The sequence below is a fragment of the Streptomyces sp. NPDC029169 genome (assembly GCF_055563935.1).
Genome location: NZ_JBVHXA010000025.1, coordinates 1 through 19,946, shown reverse-complemented (window position 1 = coordinate 19,946; position 19,946 = coordinate 1). Strand labels below are relative to the sequence as shown.

At 69.9% G+C, this 19,946-nt stretch carries 16 protein-coding genes; 8 read left to right on the top strand and 8 right to left on the bottom strand.

Translation table 11 applies throughout. The features are described 5' to 3' along the window. Nucleotides 1-65 precede the first annotated feature (65 nt). Nucleotides 66-566 (top strand): thiol peroxidase, encoded by a 501-nt coding sequence (tpx, locus tag ACZ4VI_RS32995; RefSeq protein ID WP_468005328.1) that lies wholly within the window; start codon nucleotides 66-68, stop codon nucleotides 564-566. A 171-nt stretch (nucleotides 567-737) separates the two neighbouring features. Then, nucleotides 738-1,685, top strand: coding sequence for a tetratricopeptide repeat protein (locus ACZ4VI_RS32990; RefSeq protein ID WP_468005327.1), 948 nt, complete (start codon nucleotides 738-740; stop codon nucleotides 1,683-1,685). 9 nt (nucleotides 1,686-1,694) lie between these two features. On the opposite strand, the gene ACZ4VI_RS32985 is transcribed toward ACZ4VI_RS32990, so the two are convergent. The 3 genes from ACZ4VI_RS32985 to ACZ4VI_RS32975 all read right to left on the bottom strand — a co-directional run bounded on the left by ACZ4VI_RS32985 (nucleotide 1,695) and on the right by ACZ4VI_RS32975 (nucleotide 5,581). Next, a complete protein-coding gene (locus ACZ4VI_RS32985; protein ID WP_468005325.1) occupies nucleotides 1,695-2,993 on the bottom strand; it encodes an ArsB/NhaD family transporter in 1,299 nt (432 codons plus the stop codon). Further along, entirely contained in the window at nucleotides 2,990-3,469 is a 480-nt protein-coding gene (locus tag ACZ4VI_RS32980; RefSeq protein ID WP_468005323.1) for a CBS domain-containing protein, read from the bottom strand. The genes ACZ4VI_RS32985 and ACZ4VI_RS32980 overlap by 4 nt, the downstream gene beginning before the upstream one ends. A 225-nt stretch (nucleotides 3,470-3,694) precedes the next feature. Next, nucleotides 3,695-5,581 carry a potassium channel family protein gene (locus ACZ4VI_RS32975; RefSeq protein WP_468005400.1) on the bottom strand — a complete coding sequence of 629 codons (1,887 nt, stop codon included), beginning with the start codon at nucleotides 5,579-5,581 and terminating at the stop codon, nucleotides 3,695-3,697. Between the two features lie 527 nt (nucleotides 5,582-6,108). On the opposite strand from ACZ4VI_RS32975, the gene ACZ4VI_RS32970 reads away from it, so the two are divergent. From ACZ4VI_RS32970 to nhaA, 4 genes are all read left to right on the top strand, one after another. Next, nucleotides 6,109-7,482 carry a TrkH family potassium uptake protein gene (locus ACZ4VI_RS32970; RefSeq protein WP_468005321.1) on the top strand — a complete coding sequence of 458 codons (1,374 nt, stop codon included), beginning with the start codon at nucleotides 6,109-6,111 and terminating at the stop codon, nucleotides 7,480-7,482. Next, on the top strand, nucleotides 7,475-8,194 hold the full coding sequence (locus ACZ4VI_RS32965; protein WP_468005319.1) for a potassium channel family protein: 720 nt from the start codon (nucleotides 7,475-7,477) through the stop codon (nucleotides 8,192-8,194). Before ACZ4VI_RS32970 ends, ACZ4VI_RS32965 begins: the two co-directional genes overlap by 8 nt. A gap of 390 nt (nucleotides 8,195-8,584) precedes the next feature. Beyond that, nucleotides 8,585-10,129, top strand: coding sequence for an alanine/glycine:cation symporter family protein (locus ACZ4VI_RS32960; protein ID WP_468005317.1), 1,545 nt, complete (start codon nucleotides 8,585-8,587; stop codon nucleotides 10,127-10,129). A gap of 229 nt (nucleotides 10,130-10,358) precedes the next feature. After that, nucleotides 10,359-11,666: a Na+/H+ antiporter NhaA gene (nhaA, locus tag ACZ4VI_RS32955; protein WP_468005315.1), complete on the top strand. Its 1,308-nt coding sequence runs from the start codon at nucleotides 10,359-10,361 to the stop codon at nucleotides 11,664-11,666. Between the two features lie 109 nt (nucleotides 11,667-11,775). On the opposite strand, the gene ACZ4VI_RS32950 is transcribed toward nhaA, so the two are convergent. From ACZ4VI_RS32950 to ACZ4VI_RS32930, 5 genes are all read right to left on the bottom strand, one after another. Then, nucleotides 11,776-12,081, bottom strand: coding sequence for a mercury transporter (locus ACZ4VI_RS32950; protein ID WP_468005314.1), 306 nt, complete (start codon nucleotides 12,079-12,081; stop codon nucleotides 11,776-11,778). Continuing rightward, nucleotides 12,081-12,536: a MauE/DoxX family redox-associated membrane protein gene (locus ACZ4VI_RS32945; RefSeq protein WP_468005312.1), complete on the bottom strand. Its 456-nt coding sequence runs from the start codon at nucleotides 12,534-12,536 to the stop codon at nucleotides 12,081-12,083. Before ACZ4VI_RS32945 ends, ACZ4VI_RS32950 begins: the two co-directional genes overlap by 1 nt. A 226-nt stretch (nucleotides 12,537-12,762) precedes the next feature. Beyond that, the gene (locus ACZ4VI_RS32940; protein WP_468005310.1) at nucleotides 12,763-14,292 is read right to left on the bottom strand and encodes a helix-turn-helix domain-containing protein; all 1,530 of its coding nucleotides are present in this window, start codon (nucleotides 14,290-14,292) and stop codon (nucleotides 12,763-12,765) included. Between the two features lie 51 nt (nucleotides 14,293-14,343). Beyond that, nucleotides 14,344-14,700, bottom strand: coding sequence for a VOC family protein (locus tag ACZ4VI_RS32935; RefSeq protein ID WP_468005308.1), 357 nt, complete (start codon nucleotides 14,698-14,700; stop codon nucleotides 14,344-14,346). 72 nt (nucleotides 14,701-14,772) lie between these two features. Continuing rightward, entirely contained in the window at nucleotides 14,773-15,801 is a 1,029-nt protein-coding gene (locus ACZ4VI_RS32930) for a saccharopine dehydrogenase family protein (RefSeq protein ID WP_468005398.1), read from the bottom strand. A 120-nt stretch (nucleotides 15,802-15,921) separates the two neighbouring features. Between ACZ4VI_RS32930 and ACZ4VI_RS32925 the strand changes: the two genes are divergently transcribed. After that, on the top strand, nucleotides 15,922-16,893 hold the full coding sequence (locus tag ACZ4VI_RS32925; RefSeq protein ID WP_468005307.1) for a helix-turn-helix domain-containing protein: 972 nt from the start codon (nucleotides 15,922-15,924) through the stop codon (nucleotides 16,891-16,893). 200 nt (nucleotides 16,894-17,093) lie between these two features. Then, a complete protein-coding gene (gene acnA, locus ACZ4VI_RS32920) occupies nucleotides 17,094-19,808 on the top strand; it encodes an aconitate hydratase AcnA (protein WP_468005305.1) in 2,715 nt (904 codons plus the stop codon). Nucleotides 19,809-19,946 lie beyond the last annotated feature (138 nt).

Here is a 19,946-nt window from a genome sequence, read left to right as displayed (position 1 = left end):
CCGACGACGCCACGCAACGTACGATCGGGCGCGTTGTCGGTTTCACTACCCAGGGAGAAATCCTCATGGCTCAGATCGCGCTCCAGGGCAACCCGGTGCAGGTCAACGGCGTGCTGCCCGCCCCGGGCTCCATCGCCCCGCCGTTCACGCTCGTCGCCAAGGAGCTGTCGGACAGTTCGCTGGACCACTTCGCCGGGCAGCGCAAGGTGCTGAACATCTTCCCGAGCGTCGACACCGGCGTCTGCGCCGCCTCTGTCCGGACGTTCAACGAGAAGGCCGCCGACCTGGCGAACACCGTGGTGCTGTGCATCTCCGCGGACCTGCCCTTCGCGCAGTCCCGCTTCTGCGGCGCCGAGGGCCTGGAGAACGTGAAGACGCTCTCCACCCTGCGCGGCCGGGAGTTCCACACCAACTACGGCGTGGAGATCCTGGACGGCCCGCTCGCCGGCCTGACCGCCCGCGCCGTCGTGGTGCTGGACGAGAACAACGAGGTGCTCCACTCGGAGCTCGTGGGTGAGATCAGCCAGGAGCCCGACTACGAGGCCGCCCTCGCCGCCCTGAAGTAGCCGGGCCGGGTTCGGGCGGGCAGGCCGGTCGAGTGCCGGTCGCCCGCCCGTAACCTGAGAGCGGGCCGCCGACCGCCGGGTGAACTCTGGCGGAAGGTTGGATGCGCGACGTCTCGCGTGGTGCCGGCGCCGGGGATAGTGGTCCCGTCAGCTGGTCACCTTGGGGGTTCGATGACGCGATGGGACGCGGTCCGGGTTCGGCAGGGCATCGTCGACAGCTGCGTCGCCGCCGAGCAGGCCGGTGACCAGGCGATCCGCAGGGGCAGGCCGCGGGAGGCGCGGCGGCACTACGAGCGCATGCTGGCGGAGTGCATCCGCCTGGCCGAGCAGTTCCCCGACGTCTCCACGCGGCGGGACCTGAGCGTGGCGTTCCACAAGTACGGCGACTTCTGGCTGGGCGAGCACCGGCTCGACCAGGCGGCGGAGGCGTACGCGGAGGGCCTGGCCCTCGCCACACGGCTGCACGAGGAGAACCCCGCCGACATCCGGTTGCTGCGGGATCGGAGGTACGGCGAGTTCAAGCTCGGCGAGATCGCCCGGCAGACCGCCGGAGCGGCAGCCCAGGAGACGGCGCACGACCGCTACGTCACGGCCCTCTCACTCGCCGAGCGCCTGGTCGAGGCCGATCCGCACAACCCGGGTGACCGCCGGGAGCTGGGGGTGGTCCTGGAGCGGCTCGGGCGACTGGCGCTGGACCGCGCGGAACCCGACGAAGCGGCCGAGTGGTACGCACGCGCACTGGCCGTCCGCCGGGAGCTGGTGACCACGCTGCCCGACGACTCCCAAGCACGCCGTGACCTGGGCGTCCAGTACGAGCGCCTCGGCGACCTGGCCCTCCGGCAACACGAACTCGACGCCGCCCGCACCCACTACGAAGAGGCCCTGGCCATCCGCCGACTGCTGCTCGGCGACGACCCCCGCGACCTGTCGACGCAGCGGGCCCTGAGCATCATCTGCGAGCGCCTCGGCGACGTCGCCCTGCTCACCGACGGCCCCGACCAGGCGCGACTCTGGTACGACGACAGCTTCGCCATCCTCGACGCGGCCTTCGGCCCCAAACACCCCGAAACCCGCACCCTCCGCAAAAAACTCCGCAAACAGCCGGCAACCCCGAGCTGACGCTCCCTCTCAGGCCAGGGCGTAGTACCTCAGCCACAGGTAGGCGGCTGCCAAGGCGACGGTGACGGCGGTGACGATCAGGCCGTACCGGGTGAACTGCCAGAAGCTGATGGGGCGGCGGTTGCGTTCGGCGATGCCGAGGACGACGACGTTGGCGGAGGCGCCGATCGCGGTGGCGTTTCCGCCGAGGTCCGCGCCGAGGGCGAGGGCCCACCACAGGACGTGGTCAGGGTCGCCACCCAGGTCCGTGACCACCTGCTCGGTGACAGGGGCCATGGTCGCCACGTACGGGATGTTGTCGACGATTCCCGAGAGGACGGCGGAGCCACCCAGCAGCAGCAGGGTCCCGCCCAGTTCGGCGCCGCCGATGGCGTCCGCGAGTGCGCTCGCCAGCTCGTCGATCACCCCGGTCTCGATGAGCGCGCCCACCATCACGAAGAGGCCCGCGAAGAAGGCCAGGGTGGGCCACTCCACCTCGCCCAGCACCTCGCCCGTCTCCACCTTCGAGATCGCGACGAGCAGGCCGGCGCCCAGGAGGGCGACCACACTGGGTTCATAGTGCAGGACCGGATGCAGGACGAAACCGGCGACGACCAGGACGAGGACGCCCAGCCCCAGGGCGAGCAGCCGCGGATCCCGGATCGCCTCCCGCTCCCGCAGCTCCATCAGCTCGGCCGCGCGCTTCTCGTCGTACACGAAGGTGCGGGCGAACATCACCCGGCAGAGCACCACCAGGACGACCATGAGGACCGCGCAGAGCGGGGCCAGGTGGATCAGGAAGTCGTTGAAGGTGAGTCCGGCCCGGCTGGCGATGATGATGTTGGGCGGGTCGCCGACGAGGGTGGCGGTGCCGCCGATGTTCGACGCGAACACCTCGGCGATCAGGAACGGTGCGGCGGGCAGTCGTAGCCGGTCGCACACGAGCAGCGTGACGGGGGCGACGAGCAGCACGGTGGTGACGTTGTCCAGCAGTGCCGAGGCGATGGCGGTGATGACGATCAGCATGGCCATCACCCGGAAGGGACGGGCTCTGGTCCTCTTCACCGACCAGACCGCGAGGTACTCGAAGAGGCCGGTGCGTTTCAGTATGCCGACGATCACCATCATGCCGAGCAGCAGGAAGATGACGTTCCAGTCGATGCCGGTCTCGGTGGAGAAGAAGGCGGCGGTGTCGTCGGTGGCTCCGATCGCGAGCATGAGGGCCGCGCCGCCCAGGGCCGCGGCGACGCGGTGGATCCATTCGCTGATGATCAGGACGTACGTGCCGGCGAAGACGGCGACGGCCGCCCAGCTCTGCCAGTCGTTCACGCCCCGCCGCCCGTGTCGCCCCCCGAGGCGAGGAGATGCCGCATCAGCCCGGCTGCGGAGACCACGCCGACAAGCCGTCCCCGGTCGTGGTCGCGCTCGACGACCGCGACCAGCGGCACGTGGGTACGGGCCATGGCGGCGGCGATCTCCATCGTCCCGGCGTCAGGGCCGACGTACGGGGTTCTGAAGGCGCCCGGAGGCAGCCACTCGGCGACCGTCTTGCCCGCCAGATCCTGGGCCATGGCCTCGGCGTGCCGCTCGTCGATGACCGGGGCGAGCAGCGGGTCCTCCATCACGTACTCGGGCACCAGTTGACGCACGAGCTGCGACCCGGGGACCGCCGCGTACGGGGTGCCGTCGCTGTCGAGGACCAGCAACGCCGGCAGGTTCCGCTCGGCCAGCAGGCGGACCGCTTCGATGGCGTCGTCGTCGGTCGTGACGTGTGGGTAGGGCTCGGCGAGATCACGTGCAGGCATGACTGTCCTATGGTCGGGTGTGGTGCCGGGGGGAGTGTGGCGCCGACGTCGGTGACGGCACGGGGGCAGCGTCGTATGCGGCGGGCGGATCAGCGGCTCAGCGCTCGGGAGTGCCGTGACGAAGGCGATGAGCGCCATGGTGAGTGACCTCGATCCGCGAAGAGAGCTGTCCCCTTGCTCGCCGACCAGGCTTCCCGGCACACCACCCGACAACTTATACGTTCCTTACGCATTCCTGGCGGAAGCCTGACGGCCGTGCCTGGACAGCAGCTCGGCGAGGCCGCGGCGGGTGGCGGCGATGACGACGCGGTCCTGGGGGCGCAGGACGTAGCCGGGGTGGAGGTCCCAGAGGAGCTGGGAGTGTTCGCCGCCGTGGTGCGTGGAGGCGAGGTCGGGGCGACGGGCGGAGGGGGCGGCGGTGTCGAGGGCGATGACGCGCCAGGAGCCGGGCCGGAACGCCTCGGCGACGGTACGGCCTTCGAACTGGGGATGCCCGGCCACGAGGAGTGCGGCGAAGAGGAGCACCTTGCGTTCGACGGGGATGGCGCCGAGGATCTGGCGGCCCATCATGGCGCCGGCGAACGCGGGGGCGGCGAGGTGAGTGACACTGCGGCTGCGGGTGAGGGCGTCGGGGTGGGCGGTGCGCAGGGTCCGGTAGACGGCGGTGGCGAAGTCGTCGTCGTACAGCCGCAGGGCCACTTTCAGGTCCGGCTTGACGGAGCGGGCGGAGAGGGTGGCCTCCAGGTTGGTGGTGTCGGAGCTGGTGAGAGCCAGCAGGGCGTGCGCGCGGTGGACCTTGGCGGTCTCCAGGACGCCGTCCTCCGTCACGTCGCCGAGCACGACCGCGACACCGAGGTCGCGGGCGAGCGGGATGCCGCGGGCCTCTGGATCCTCTTCGATGCAGACGACGGGGATGTCGAGCTCCCGCAGCCTGGCCAGGACGCGGGCCCCCACCTTGCCGAGGCCGAGCAGAACGACGTGCCCCGACAGGCCCCGGGGCGGTCGTCGTAGAGCACCGGCGCCGCGAAAGGTCCCGAGGGCTTCGATGGCTCCTGCTGTGAGCAGCGGGAGCAGGGCGAGTCCGACGAGGCCGGACAGGAGTTGCAGCACCTGGCGCGTGGTGGATTCGTCGAGGGCGGGGTCGTTGATGGAGAACAGGTCGAGCAGGGTCAGATAGGCGGCGTGGACGGGGCCGGCATCGGTGGCGACCGTTGCCGCCACGGTCAGGGCGAGCACGGAGACGACGATGCCGGCCAGAGCCAGGCGAAGGCGGGACGGGAAGACCTCGCTCAGCGGCGCACCGCGTCGGGCACGACGGCGCGCCGGCAGAGCCGGGCCGGAGCGCTGGACCATCTCCAGGACGATGGTGCCGCGCCCGGCCGAGCTCTCGACGGTACGTTCGTCCGGCAGCAGCTCCGGGCCCGTCGGGCCGCTGGTGTCCGAGCCCTCCGATCCCGCGGGGTCGGTCGTCGTGGACGACAGCAGGGCCAAGGTGCACAGACCCGGGTCAGGTACGTCGCCGCGTCCTGGAGGGGTCCGCTCGGCGGCGCGCAGGAGCAGTCCGTCGGCCTGGACGACCTTGCTGGTCCCCGTCACGGCGGTGGCGGCGAGCGCGGGCGCGGCGGTGTCGGCGTCGGAGAGGACGGTCGTGGACGCCTCCAGTGCCGCTCGGTCGATGCCGGGCATGGCGATGAGGGCGGCTTGGTCGAGGAGTTCCTCGAGGTGTTGTCCGAGCCTGCGGTTGTACATGCGGACCACGAGGCGCAGCCCCGGGCTGAGCCTGCGTGCGGCGAGCGCGGCGCGCAGGTTCGTCTCGTCGTCCTCGTACAGCAGAGCCAGGGCGGCGGCCCGGTGAGTGCCGGCCCGCAGCAGAGCCTCGTCCGTGGGCGCCGGTGACGCGATCTCCTCCACGGGTACGACGATGCCACCGCTCGTGTCGTCGGCCCTCGGCTCCGCCGCGTTCGACGGTACGGAGGTCCGGGCGGCGGACCGACTGGTCGCCTGCCCCGCTGCCTGGTCGGCGGGAACCATGAGAACGACCTGCTGGCGGTAGATGTCCCGCAGCTCGGCGGCCAGCCGGTGTGCGAGCCCGTCGTCCCCGCACACCACCATGTGCCCGCCCGTCGGCGGCTCTCTGTCGCTCTGACGCGGCAGATCGACCATGACTCTCCCCCTGTGTCATGCGCGCGGCCGGACATCCCGCCCGGGCGAGCGCCCCCCGCGCTTCGTGACGTCGAGAGACGCACCTCGCCGGCGGCTCAGTCGCGTGCGTCTCACCGCTGGTCGGTGCTCAGACCGGACAGGCAACCCGAGACCCGCGATGCCGAGACCGAGAAGCCGCGTCGTGTCACTGTCACCCCGGTCTGCACGCGGATGCTGTGCCATCTGCCGTCGATGGATACTCCCATCGAGCCGCACAGGAGTTCACTGCCGGAGCCTGGCAACCTTTACGCGTTCTTGATGCCGACCGCGCCGGCGGCGGGGGGAGCGAGGGTGGTTCCCGCGGAGGTTGAGCTGAGTTCGGCGGCCGGCATCGTGCCAGACCCTGATCCCTATGGGGGGAGAGGTACTGTTGCGCCGGTCACTGATGCGCTCTTGACGTCACATCAGCATCAACCCGTGGGAAAGGGACAGCGCCGGTGGTAGTTACCGCGCCGCAGCGTGCGCGAGCGATCTTCACGGCCCATCCCGCCCGCACCGTCGTCCTCGGGTTCGCCGGCGTGGTCGTGGTCGGCACGGTGCTGCTGATGCTGCCGCTCGCGGCCGAGGACGGTGGCGCCACCGATCTGCTGACCGCTCTGTTCACGTCGACGTCGGCCGTGTGCGTCACCGGGCTGGCCGTCGTCGACACCAGCACGTACTGGAGCGGCTTCGGCGAGGGCGTCATCCTCGCGCTGATCCAGGTCGGCGGCTTCGGCATCATGACCATGGCCTCGCTGCTCGCCCTCCTCGTCTCGGGCCGGCTGCGGCTGCGCATGCAGGTGACGGCGCAGGCGGAGACCAAGAGCCTCGGCATCGGAGACGTGCGCAAGGTCCTCCTCGGCGTGGCCGGCACGACCCTCGCCGTGGAGCTCGCCGTCGGCGCCGTCCTCGCGCTGCGGTTCCGCTTCGGGTACGACCACGGCGTCGGCGAATCCGCGTACCTGGGGTACTTCCACGCCGTGTCCGCCTTCAACAACGCCGGGTTCGGACTGCACGCCGACAGTCTCACCCGCTACGCCCAGGACCCGTGGGTCACCCTGCCGATCGCGCTCGCCGTGATCCTCGGCGGCATCGGGTTCCCGGTCCTGCTGGAACTGCTGCGCCACCGCAACCGGGCGCGTACGACGGGCCGCAGGAACTGGACCCTGCACACCAAGCTCACGGTCATCACGTCCGTGGTGCTGCTGCTGGTCGGGACGGTGCTCACGGGCCTGCTGGAGTGGACCAACCCCGCCACGCTCGGGGCGCATGACGTCTGGGGCAAGCTCCTGAACAGCTTCTTCTACTCGTCGATGAGCCGCACCGCCGGCTTCAACTCCCTCGACATCGGCGCACTCCATTCCTCCACGCTCCTGATGACCTGCGTCCTGATGTTCATCGGCGGCGGCAGCGCGGGAACGGCCGGCGGCATCAAGGTCACCACCTTCGCCGTCCTGGCGGCCGCGATCCTGGCCGAGGTACGCGGCGAGCCGAACTCGGTCGTCCTCGGCCGCCGGCTGGCCCCGCACGTGCTGCGCCAGGCGCTCACCGTGGCTCTCCTCGGCGTGGGCCTGGTCATGGCCGCCACCCTGGCCGTGCTGTCGGTGAGCAGGGCGCCGCTGGACGCCGCCCTCTTCGAGGTGGTCTCCGCTTTCGCGACCGTCGGCCTGTCCACCGGTATCACGGCCGACCTCCCGGCGATCGGGCAGCTCATCCTCATCGGCCTGATGTTCGTCGGCCGCATCGGCCCCATCACTCTCGTCTCCGCGCTCGCCCTGCGCGAGCGCGTACGACGCTACGAACTGCCCGAGGAGCGACCTGTCATTGGCTAACTATCTGCACAACCTGCGCAAGCGCCGGCGCCAGCGGCTGGCCGAGCAGTACCGGGCGGCCACGGACCAGCGCGTCGCCGTCATCGGGCTCGGCCGCTTCGGATTCTCCCTCGCCAACGAGCTGATGCACCGGGGCTGGGACGTGCTGGGCATCGATACCGACGCGCGGCTGGTCCAGAAGTACAGCGATCTGCTCACCCACGCCGTCGTCGCCGACTCCACCGACCCCGATGTTCTGGGCCAGCTCGGCGTCCACGAGTTCACCAGCGCCGTCGTCGGCATCGGCACCCACGTCGAGGCCAGCATCCTGGTCAGCTCCAACCTCCTCGAAGCCGGCGTCCCCAACATCTGGGCGAAGGCGATCAGCCGCCAGCACGGCAAGATCCTCGAACGCCTCGGCGTCCACCATGTCGTCCTGCCCGAGCACGAGATGGGTGAGCGCGTCGCCCATCTCGTCACCGGCCGGATGCTCGACTTCATCCAGTTCGACGACGACTACGCCCTCGTGAAGACCGTTGCCCCGGCCGTCGTCACCGGACAGCCGCTGGGGCGCTCCCGGGTCCGCAGCCAGTACGGCGTGACGGTCGTCGGCATCAAGCGGCCCGGGGAGGACTTCACCTACGCGACCGCCGACACGGTCGTGGAGAAGGGCGACATCCTCGTGGTCACGGGCAAGACCCAGGCCGTGGAGACGTTCACCGAGCTTCCCTGACCGGGATCGGGGAAGCCAGGGGACAGGTGTGTAACCCTGCACATTGCTGACCTGCAGAAATAAATGTCCTGTGAACGGATGCACGTGTCCGGATAACGGTCGAGTCACGCTTGCTGGGGTTTTGGAAGATCACCTTCCGTCATGTGGCATGCGTCACACGACGCCTTGGGTGAGTCGTGGTAGGAATGCGCAACTTCGCAGGTGGCACCACCCCTCACCACCTCGTGGAGCCGCCGGCACGTACCGGTAGCACGACCCAGGTGATCACGCTCCGAGTCCGCGGACGTCGATGCCTCGGGTCGCCGACCGGACAACGGCGTTCGCTCACAGACCGCACTCCCCACTGGCGCAGCCTCCCGCGCGCCGGTCCTGCGTACTGAGGTCCCCACCGTGTCACTCGATTCCTTCACCCAGTCCGTCGACGAAGCCGTCAGCGGCTTCTTCGAGCCCATAGCCAAATGGCTGGGCGAGGTCGTCTTCTACTCCGTGCCCGTCGCGGGCACGCAGCTGCCCCTGATCGTGGCCTGGCTCGTCGTGGCCGGCCTCGTCTTCACCGGCTGGTTCGGCTTCGTGCAGCTGCGCAAGTTCCGCCTGGCGGTCGACGTGGTGCGCGGCAAGTACGACGAGAAGGGGTCGGCCGGTGAGGTCAACCACTTCCAGGCGCTGACCGCCGCCGTCTCCGGCACGGTCGGTCTCGGCAACATCGCCGGTGTGGCCGTCGCCGTCTCCATCGGCGGCCCGGGCGCGACCTTCTGGATGATCCTGTGCGGCCTGCTCGGCATGGCCACCAAGTTCGTCGAGGTCACCCTCGGCGTGAAGTACCGCGAGGTGCACGCCGACGGCACCGTCTCCGGCGGCCCGATGCACTACCTGCCCAAGGGCCTGGCCGACCGCTTCGGCAAGAACGGCAAGACCCTCGGCAAGGTCCTCGCGGTCCTCGCCTCCTTCATGGTCCTGTTCTTCGGCCTCTTCGGCGGCAACCTCTTCCAGGTCAACCAGTCCTACGCCCAGCTCGTCTCCGTCACCGGCGGCGAGAACGGCGCCCTGGGCTCCTCCGCCGGCGCACTCTTCTTCGGCATCCTCATCGCCGCCCTCGTCGGCATCGTGCTCCTCGGCGGCATCCGCTCCATCGCCTCGGTGACCAGCAAGCTCGTGCCCGCGATGGCCGGCATCTACATCGCCGCCTGCCTCGTCGTCATCGCCGTCAACGTCACCGCCGTCCCGACCGCCGTCTCCTCGATCATCGAGGGCGCGTTCAACCCCGAGGGCGTCGCCGGTGGTGTCCTCGGCGCGCTGATCATCGGCTTCAAGCGGGCCGCGTTCTCCAACGAGGCCGGTCTCGGCTCCGCCCCGATCGCGCACTCGGCCGTGAAGACCAAGCACCCCGCGAGCGAGGGCCTGGTCGCCCTGCTCGAGCCGTTCATCGACACGGTCGTCATCTGCACCATGACCGCCCTGACCATCGTCATCGCCAACCCGGCCAGCTATGTCGAGCTCCGTGAGGGCGGCGAGTCCATCGGCGGCGTCACGATCACCTCCGACGCCTTCGGCACCGTCCTCCCCTGGTTCCCGTACATCCTCACCCTCGCGGTGATGCTGTTCGCGATCTCCACCGTGCTGACCTGGGGTTACTACTGCCTCAAGGCGTGGACCCACCTCTTCGGCCGCTCCAAGGCCAGCGAGCTCACCTTCAAGGTCCTCTACACCGTCTTCGCGGTGGCCGGTTCGCTGCTGACGCTCCAGACCCTGATCGACATGGCCGACGCGGTGCTCTTCATGCTCGCGGTCATCAACATCATCGGCCTGTACCTCCTCGCCCCGGTCGTCAAGCGGGAGTTGAACTCCTTCCTGGCGTTCGTGAAGAAGCGCGACGCCGGTCTCGACACCGACGACGAGGCCGACCCCGACCAGGAGCCGGTGAAGACCACCGTCTGACCGCCCCCCGGCGGCCCGGCTCCTGAGAGGGCCCGTCCCCACCTCGCGCCTTGGTGGGGACGGCCCCTCTCACTCGTTTTCGCAGGTGAGAGACGCCTGGTGAGACCCCCGGCCACCCGATAGGGTGTCAAGAACGCATCAAGGAAACGATGCTGGTGTGCCGGGAAGTCTGGTCGGCGTCCGAGGGGCCTGTGCGCCCACCTGTCGACATGCCCCGGAGGCCCTTCCCATGACTCAGGCACGCCCCCGCAAGGTGGTCTTCGGACTGCTGCCCTGGCCCGAACGCCAGGCCGTCGCCGAAGCCCTGCGCACGGAGACCGTCGGCGGAGTGGTCCTGCTCGCCGCTGCCGTCGTCGCGCTGGTATGGGCGAACAGCCCCTGGAGCGAGGCGTACGAGTCCGTACGGGAGTTCCACTTCGGCATACCCGCCCTGGGCCTGGACCTGTCGGTCGGGCACTGGACGGCCGACGGCCTCCTCGCGATCTTCTTCCTGGTGGCGGGCATCGAGCTGAAGCGCGAGCTCGTCGTCGGCGAACTGCGCACCCCTGCCACGGCCGCCCTTCCCGTGATCGCGGCCCTGTGCGGCATGGCCGTGCCCGCAGCGCTCTACACGCTCACCGCCGCGTCGGCGGGCGGAAGCCCGGACGGCTGGGCCGTCCCCATGGCCACCGACATCGCCTTCGCGCTCGCGGTCCTGGCGGTGATCAGCACCCATCTTCCCGCCGCGCTCAGGGCGTTCTTGCTCACCTTGGCCGTCGTGGACGACCTCGGCGCCATCCTGATCATCGCCGTCTTCTTCACCTCGGACCTCGACTTCTGGGCTCTGGGCGGGGCGTTCGCCGGCCTGGTCCTCTTCTACGCTCTCCAGCGCTTCCGGGTGCGCGGCTGGTGGTGGTACGTGCCACTCGGCGTCGCCATCTGGGCGCTGATGTACAACTCCGGTGTCCACGCCACCGTGGCCGGCGTCGCCATGGGCCTCATCCTCCGCACCACCCGCGACAAGGGCGAGACGGCATCTCCGGGAGCACGCGTCTCGCACCTCGTCCACCCCGTCTCGGCGGGCGTGGCCGTCCCGCTGTTCGCCCTCTTCGCCGCCGGAGTCACCGTCTCCGGGGGCGCGCTGACCCGAGTGTTCACCGACCCCGAGCCCCTCGGCGTCGTCATCGGCCTCGTCGTCGGCAAGATCCTCGGCATCTTCCTCGGTACGTACCTCGCCGCGCGCTTCACACGTGCGGTGCTCAACCCCGACCTCGCCTGGGCCGACGTGTTCGGGCTCGCGACCCTGGCCGGAATCGGCTTCACCGTCGCCCTCCTCATCGGCGAACTCGCCTTCCCCGACCCGGCCGAAGCCGAGCACATCAAGGCCGCCGTCCTCGTCGGCTCACTGATCGCCGCCGCGCTCGCAGGCGTCCTCCTGCGCCGCCGCAACCGCGTCTACAAGCGCTTGTACGAAGCGGAGGAGCGCGACGACAACGCCGACGGCATCCCCGACATCTACCAGACGGACTCCCCTGCCGCCGCGGTCGACGGAAGGTGACGGCGACGGGCTCCGTGGTGCCCGGAAGGGCGATGATCCTCGCCCTGCTGGTCATCCGTACTACGACGGACTTCGTCGCGAGTCGAACAAGGAGGCATCCCGGGCTCCTTCACTCGCGGGGGGCGACCGGGCTCTTGCGCCCAGCCTGGACAGTGCGAGAGGACACGGTCGGGCAGCAGTCCTGCGGCCGGGTGCCATGGCGTCGCCGGACCCGGCACCGCAGCGTGTGGACGACGGACACGAGGACCACCACGGCGCCCACGGCGATCAGCCACGGGTTGCGCAGCGCCGCTCCGACACCGCTGATCGCCCCTCCCGCGACGAGCAGCGGGCCGGCGCAGCACGCCACCATGAGCAGCCCGGCGCCCAAGGCCGCCGCCACTCCTCCCAGGCCGGATCTCAGGATTGCCGGCATCAGAGGTCAGCCTCCTCCCGGACCCTGCGGGACCCGCCAGGTGCACAGGCACCGCGATACCTGCGCGTACCGCGCAGCAACAGCGCCGCGTAGAACAGCATCAAGGCGTCCTGGACAAGGACGAACCAGCTCAGCCGCTGGGTGAGGTAGCTGCCGAAGCAGCCGCAGTTGGCGACCGTCAGCCCGCGTGCGTACGCCTGCACGGCCAGCAGCGACCACGCCACTGAGACGGCCGCGAACACCCACACCGGGGCGAGCGCCTTCGAACGCGGGCGAGCCAGGAACCAGACCCCGCACACCAGCTCGCCCGCGATCAGTGCCACGGCCAGTGCGGTCGCGGCGACGCCGGTGACCAGCCCGTATGCGGCCAGAATCCCCGACATCTGCCCGAACGAGGCGAGCTGGCCTGCTGCCATCGCCGTCGACAGCGCACCGAGCACAATCCGCAGCACCATGATCTGAACGCTAGACCCGGATCGGAGCGGAGAACTGTAAGCGTGCTCACCGAACCGGCAGCCGGTTCGCGCGAGTTTCGCGCGAGTATGGGGAGCACAGGCAAACCGACGGCGCCAGTGCTCCCGCTTTCCGGTGCCGGAGAACTCCCAGAGGTGTCGTCGCTCTCCTCCTGGCTCGGATACACACAGGTCATCGGGGGTGCAGCGGCAGCGTCCAGGCGTGGTCTCAGATGTCCCGGAAGATCTCGATCTGCGCCCCCACCGAATTCAGGCGCTCCGCCAGGTCCTCGTACCCCCGGTTGATGACGTACACGTTCCGCAGCACCGACGTGCCCTCGGCCGCCATCATCGCGAGCAGGACCACCACCGCCGGGCGCAGGGCCGGGGGGCACATCATCTCGGCCGCGCGCCAGCGGGTCGGGCCCTCGACCAGGACGCGGTGGGGGTCGAGGAGCTGGAGGCGGCCGCCGAGGCGGTTGAGGTCGGTGAGGTAGATCGCCCGGTTGTCGTAGACCCAGTCGTGGATGAGGGTCTTGCCCTGGGCCGTCGCCGCGATGGCCGCGAAGAACGGCACGTTGTCGATGTTCAGGCCCGGGAACGGCATCGGGTGGATCTTGTCGATCGGGGCCTCCAGTTTGGAGGGCCGGACCGTCAGGTCGACCAGGCGCGTACGGCCGTTGTCCGCCGCGTACTCCGGCGAGCGGTCGTGGTCGAGGCCCATCTCCTCCAGGACCGCGAGCTCGATCTCCATGAACTCGATCGGGACCCGGCGGATCGTCAGCTCCGACTCGGTGACCACGGCCGCGGCCAGCAGGCTCATCGCCTCGACCGGGTCCTCGGAGGGGGAGTAGTCCACGTCCACGTCGATCTGCGGGACACCGTGGACGGTCAGCGTCGTCGTGCCGATGCCCTCCACCCGTACGCCGAGGGCCTCCAGGAAGAAGCAGAGGTCCTGGACCATGTAGTTGGAGGAGGCGTTGCGGATGACGGTCACGCCGTCGTGGCGGGCCGCGGCGAGCAGCGCGTTCTCCGTCACGGTGTCGCCGCGCTCGGTCAGCACGATCGGGCGGTCCGGGACGACGGACGGCTCGACCTGGGCGTGGTAGAGGCCCTCGGTGGCGGTGATGTCGAGGCCGAAGCGGCGCAGCGCGATCATGTGCGGCTCGATCGTGCGCGTACCGAGGTCGCAACCGCCCGCGTACGGCAGCTTGAAGTGGTCGAGCCGGTGCAGCAGCGGGCCGAGGAACATGATGATCGAGCGGGTACGGATCGCCGCCTCGGCGTCGATCGAGTCCATGTCCAGCTCGGCCGGCGGCACGATCTCCAGGTCGACGCCGTCGTTGATCCAACGGGTGCGCACCCCGATGGAGTTGAGGACCTCCAGGAGCCGGAAGACCTCCTCGATGCGGGCGACGCGGCGCAGAACCGTGCGCCCTTTGTTGAGGAGCGAGGCGCAGAGCAGCGCGACACACGCGTTCTTGCTCGTCTTGACGTCGATGGCCCCCGAGAGCCGGCGGCGGCCGACGACCCGCAGATGCATGGGGCCGGCGTAACCCAGGGACACGATCTCGCTGTCGAGTGCTTCGCCGATGCGTGCGATCATCTCAAGGCTGATGTTCTGGTTGCCACGTTCGATCCGGTTCACGGCGCTCTGGCTTGTGGCCAGGGCCTCGGCGAGCTGCGTCTGCGTCCAGCCACGGTGCTGGCGGGCGTCACGGATGAGCTTGCCGATGCGTACGAGGTAGTCGTCTGCCATGGGCGTCACGTTATCTCAGATATGAGATGGGGCCCGCGAGGGGGTGGGTCGTCAGGGTGACGAACTGTGCGCAGTGGGGTGACGTGGTTCATACAGGGGCAGTTCGGACCCGCTCGGCATCCGTACGGCGGCGAGCAGCCCCCAGCCCTGGTCGCTGATGGGCCGTGAGATCTCGGCCCCGCGGTCTTCGAGCGTGGTGAGCGTACGGGTGATGTCGTCGCACATCAGATAGAACTCGTGCTTCGGCTCACCCGCCGTCGGGTGCACCGCGACCTCGGCCGGCGGCAGCTCGAAGATGAGCCAGCCCTCGCCCGCGTCGACGTGGTCGAACTGCAGGACATCCCTGAGGAAAGCCCGGTCGGCGTCCGCGTCCGGGGTGTAGAGAATCACATGCGCGCCGCTGAACATACTCCGATCCTCCGCCCGCCCGGCGCCCCCGGCAATCGCTCCGCGCCCGTACGGGGTGACTACGTCCGCCTTCTACGACAATTCGAACGAAAGGTGTGCAGACAGGGCGCGGAGGAAGTCCGGCGCGTCGAACATCGCGCCGGCCGAGGCGACGCCGACCGTCCTCGTCCGGCCCGTGAGCACGCGGTCGACCGCCTCCACCGCGAGCGGCGCGCTGACGGCGTAAATGTCCTGGCCGCTCGCCACGGCGCGCCGCTCCACGCCGCCGGAGCGGACGACGACGTCCACGAGGAAGGTCTGCGCGGACCGCCCGCGCTCGTCGACCGCGGCCGGCGCCGGTGTGTCCGGGGCGGCCAGGTCCCGTGCCGCCTCGGCCGCCATGTAGGTACGCACCTCAGGAACGGCCAGGTGGCTGGGGACGGTGACGACGTCGGCCATCGTGAAGTCGCCGATCACGGACCTGATCCCCAGCGGCTCGGGGAAGGACCACTTCAGGGTCGGCATGGCGTGGTCGCCGTACTCGAGCCGCCCGCCGGTGAAGCGGACGTGCCGGCCGTCCCTGCGCTGCCGGGAGACCGCGCCCGCCGTACGGGTCCCGGCCGTCGGGTGCCAGCTGCTCAGCCCGTACGCGACGTGCACCTCGTCGGCCGCCGTCCAGTCGCCCATCGCCGCGGTGACCAGCAGGTCGCCGAGGCCGCCGAAGAAGGCCATCGCGGGGACGACCGCGGTGCCCGCGGCACGGGCGGGCTCCGCGAACCGCGCGAACGTGTCGGCGGTGGCCTCGATCTCGGCCGCCACGTCGACGTACGGGATCCCGGCGCGCAGGGCCGCCTCGATCACCGGGGCGGCGGTCGCGGCGAAGGGTCCGGCGCAGTTGATGACGGCGGCGGCGCCGGCCAGCGCGCCGTCGAGCGAGGCCGGGTCGTCGACCGAGGCCCGCCGGGTCTCGAGCCCCGGCCGGGACGCGGCGAACTCCCGCAGCTTCTCCGCGTCGCGTCCGGACAGCACCGGCACGAACCCCCGCTCCAGCAGCTCCGCCACCACGAAGCGCCCGGTGTGCCCGTAAGCACCGAACACCACAACCGCCTGGCCCGTTCCCATGAGTTCCCCCATCGTCCTTCGTCCTCGACTGTCCTCGACCCGTTCGGATACGGAGAGTCTGGCAGCGGCGGACCGGCCGGAGTGAGTGTCCGGAACGACATGCCCCGTACAATTCCGGACATGAGTACTGTCGCGCTGGCCGTCACCGACGGGATGCTGCACTTCGAACTCTCCGTGGCGTACGAGGTGTTCGGCGACCCGCTGTACAGCCTCGCCGTCTGCGGTCCCGGCCCGGTGCGGTTCGGCAGGTTCCGACTTGAGCCGGACGCCGGGCTCGACCGGCTTCCGTACGCCGACACGGTGATCGTCCCCGGCTGGGCCGATGTCGACGTGGACCCGCCCGCCGAGCTGGTCGACGCGGTGCGCGCGGCCCATGAGGCGGGCGCGCGGGTGGCCTCCCTGTGCACGGGAGCGTTCGTGCTGGCCGCCGCCGGGCTGCTCGACGGCCGGCGCGCCACCACGCACTGGGCGCACACCGACGTCCTGGCCGCCCGGCATCCCCGGGTGGAGGTCGACCCGGACGTGCTCTACGTCGACAACGGCACCGTACTGACCTCCGCGGGCAAGGCCGCCGCGATGGACCTGTGCCTGCATCTGGTCCGCCTCGACCACGGCTCGGCGGTCGCCAACACCATCGCCCGCCGTCTGGTCGTGCCCCCGCACCGGTCAGGCGGACAGGCCCAATTCATCACCGCCCCCGTTCCGGCCCAGGACGAACACCCGCTCACCGCCCTCTTCCCCTGGGTGCTCGAACGGCTCGACCAGCCGCTCACCGTGGAGGACCTGGCCCGCCGGGCGAACATGAGCGCGCGCCACCTGACCCGCCACTTCCGCGCGGTGACCGGCACGACCCCGCTCCAGTGGCTGCTGACCCAGCGGATCCGCCACGCCCAGGAACTCCTGGAGGCGACCGGCGACAGCGTCGACGCCATCGCGACGGCCACGGGCATGGGCACGGCCACGACCCTCCGCCGCCACTTCAACCGCACGATCGGCGTCCCCCCGGACACCTACCGCCGCACATTCCGCAGCACGCGAGCCCCCGCGAGCCCACACGACCGACGCGACCCGGGCACACCCGTGACCGGATGACGGCGATCGCGGGCATGCCGAGCATGACCGAGCGGCGGGGATGCATTAGAGTTATCTCGACATCGAGATAACTGCTTACGGCGCACCGCGGCCGCCCACCCGGTAAGGGTTACCTAACTAAGCCTTACCTTAGCGGATCGGCGACGGAGTCGTGGCGGCAGCATGGCGGTAATACGCGCACATTGATGAAGGAGACTGTCGTGTCGGCGAACAGCTTCGACGCCCGCAGCACGCTGCGCGTGGGCGACGAGTCGTACGAGATCTTCAAGCTGGACAAGGTCGAGGGCTCCGCGCGCCTTCCCTACAGCCTGAAGGTCCTTCTGGAGAACCTCCTCCGCACCGAGGACGGCGCGAACATCACCGCCGACCACATCCGCGCCCTGGGCAACTGGGACTCGCAGGCTCAGCCGAGCCAGGAGATCCAGTTCACCCCGGCCCGCGTCATCATGCAGGACTTCACCGGTGTGCCCTGCGTCGTCGACCTCGCCACCATGCGTGAGGCCGTCAAGGAGCTCGGCGGCGACCCGGCGAAGATCAACCCGCTGGCCCCCGCCGAGCTGGTCATCGACCACTCCGTCATCGCCGACAAGTTCGGCACGCCGGAAGCCTTCGGCCAGAACGTCGAGCTGGAGTACGGCCGCAACAAGGAGCGCTACCAGTTCCTGCGCTGGGGCCAGACCGCCTTCGACGAGTTCAAGGTCGTCCCGCCCGGCACCGGCATCGTCCACCAGGTGAACATCGAGCACCTGGCTCGTACCGTCATGGTCCGCAACGGCCAGGCGTACCCCGACACCCTCGTCGGCACCGACTCCCACACCACCATGGTCAACGGCCTCGGTGTGCTCGGCTGGGGCGTCGGCGGCATCGAGGCCGAGGCCGCCATGCTCGGCCAGCCGGTCTCCATGCTCATCCCCCGCGTCGTCGGCTTCAAGCTCACCGGCGAGCTGCCCACCGGCACCACCGCCACCGACCTCGTCCTCACGATCACCGAGATGCTGCGCAAGCACGGCGTCGTCGGCAAGTTCGTCGAGTTCTACGGTGAGGGCGTGTCCGCCACCTCCCTCGCCAACCGCGCCACCATCGGCAACATGTCGCCCGAGTTCGGCTCCACCGCCGCGATCTTCCCGATCGACGACGAGACCCTGAACTACCTCAAGCTCACCGGCCGCTCCCAGCAGCAGGTCGCGCTCGTCGAGGCGTACGCCAAGGAGCAGGGCCTCTGGCTGGACCCGTCCGCCGAGCCCGACTTCTCCGAGAAGCTGGAGCTCGACCTCTCCACGGTCGTCCCCTCCATCGCCGGCCCGAAGCGCCCGCAGGACCGCATCGTCCTCGCCGACGCCGCCTACCAGTTCTCGCAGGACGTCCGTAACTACGTCGACACCGCCGACGAGGCGGGCGAGGAGTCCTTCCCGGCCTCCGACGCCCCGGCCGTCAGCAACGGCGTCCCGTCGAACCCGGTCCAGGTCACCGCCGCCGACGGCACGACCTACACGATCGACCACGGCGCCGTCACCGTCGCCGCGATCACCTCCTGCACCAACACCTCGAACCCGTACGTGATGGTCGCCGCCGCGCTCGTCGCGAAGAAGGCCGTCGAGAAGGGCCTGACCCGCAAGCCGTGGGTCAAGACCACCCTCGCCCCGGGCTCGAAGGTCGTCACCGACTACTTCGACAAGGCGGGCCTGACCCCGTACCTCGACAAGGTCGGCTTCAACCTCGTCGGCTACGGCTGCACCACCTGCATCGGCAACTCCGGCCCGCTGCCGGAGGAGGTCTCCAAGGCCGTCAACGAGCACGACCTCGCGGTCACCTCGGTCCTCTCCGGCAACCGGAACTTCGAGGGCCGTATCAACCCCGACGTCAAGATGAACTACCTGGCCTCCCCGCCGCTGGTCGTCGCGTACGCCCTCGCGGGCTCCATGAAGGTGGACATCACCAAGGACGCGCTCGGCATCGACACCGAGGGCAACCCGGTCTACCTCAAGGACATCTGGCCGTCCGAGGCCGAGGTGAACGACGTCGTCGCCAACGCCATCGGCGAGGACATGTTCAACAAGTCCTACCAGGACGTCTTCGCGGGCGACGCCCAGTGGCAGGCGCTGCCGATCCCGACCGGCAACACCTTCGAGTGGGACCCGCAGTCCACCTACGTCCGCAAGCCCCCGTACTTCGAGGGCATGACCATGGACCCGGCCGCGGTCACCGACATCACCGGCGCCCGCGTCCTGGCCAAGCTGAGCGATTCGGTCACCACCGACCACATCTCCCCGGCCGGAGCCATCAAGGCCGACACCCCGGCCGGCCAGTACCTCACCGAGCACGGTGTGGAGCGTCGTGACTTCAACTCCTACGGCTCGCGCCGAGGCAACCACGAGGTCATGATCCGCGGCACGTTCGCCAACATCCGCCTGCGCAACCAGATCGCGCCGGGCACCGAGGGCGGCTACACCCGCGACTTCACCCAGGCCGACGCGCCGGTGTCGTTCATCTACGACGCCTCCCGCAACTACATCGAGCAGGGCATCCCGCTCGCGATCCTGGCGGGCAAGGAGTACGGCTCCGGCTCGTCCCGCGACTGGGCCGCCAAGGGCACGGCCCTCCTCGGCGTCAAGGCCGTCATCGCCGAGTCGTACGAGCGCATCCACCGCTCGAACCTCATCGGCATGGGCGTCCTGCCGCTCCAGTTCCCGGAGGGCGCCTCGGCCGAGTCCCTCGGCCTGACCGGTGAGGAGACCTTCTCCTTCACCGGCGTGACCGAGCTGAACGAGGGCCGCACCCCGCGCACGGTCAAGGTCACCACCGACACCGGCGTCGAGTTCGACGCGGTCGTCCGCATCGACACCCCCGGCGAGGCGGACTACTACCGCAACGGCGGCATCATGCAGTACGTGCTCCGGAACCTCATCCGCGGCTGACGCCCCGTCTGACACACGAAGCGGGCCCCGCTCCTCGGAAGAGGGATGCTGTTGGTTTATCCGGGGCCTTATGCCTTCTTCGCCCCGTCGATCGTTTGGTCGGCGGGGCGAAGTCGTGCGAAGTGGCTGGTGCGGGTG

Bases quoted from the DNA above. Each gene is read 5' to 3' on its own strand.
- tpx (WP_468005328.1), top strand. From the start codon at position 66: ATGGCTCAGATCGCGCTCCAGGGCAACCCGGTGCAGGTCAACGGCGTG.
- ACZ4VI_RS32990 (WP_468005327.1), top strand. From the start codon at position 738: ATGACGCGATGGGACGCGGTCCGGGTTCGGCAGGGCATCGTCGACAGC.
- ACZ4VI_RS32980 (WP_468005323.1), bottom strand. From the start codon at position 3,469: ATGCCTGCACGTGATCTCGCCGAGCCCTACCCACACGTCACGACCGAC.
- ACZ4VI_RS32975 (WP_468005400.1), bottom strand. From the start codon at position 5,581: ATGGTGGTGTGCGGGGACGACGGGCTCGCACACCGGCTGGCCGCCGAG.
- nhaA (WP_468005315.1), top strand. From the start codon at position 10,359: ATGACTCAGGCACGCCCCCGCAAGGTGGTCTTCGGACTGCTGCCCTGG.
- ACZ4VI_RS32950 (WP_468005314.1), bottom strand. From the start codon at position 12,081: ATGCCGGCAATCCTGAGATCCGGCCTGGGAGGAGTGGCGGCGGCCTTG.
- ACZ4VI_RS32945 (WP_468005312.1), bottom strand. From the start codon at position 12,536: ATGGTGCTGCGGATTGTGCTCGGTGCGCTGTCGACGGCGATGGCAGCA.
- ACZ4VI_RS32940 (WP_468005310.1), bottom strand. From the start codon at position 14,292: ATGGCAGACGACTACCTCGTACGCATCGGCAAGCTCATCCGTGACGCC.
- ACZ4VI_RS32935 (WP_468005308.1), bottom strand. From the start codon at position 14,700: ATGTTCAGCGGCGCGCATGTGATTCTCTACACCCCGGACGCGGACGCC.
- ACZ4VI_RS32930 (WP_468005398.1), bottom strand. From the start codon at position 15,801: ATGGGAACGGGCCAGGCGGTTGTGGTGTTCGGTGCTTACGGGCACACC.
- ACZ4VI_RS32925 (WP_468005307.1), top strand. From the start codon at position 15,922: ATGAGTACTGTCGCGCTGGCCGTCACCGACGGGATGCTGCACTTCGAA.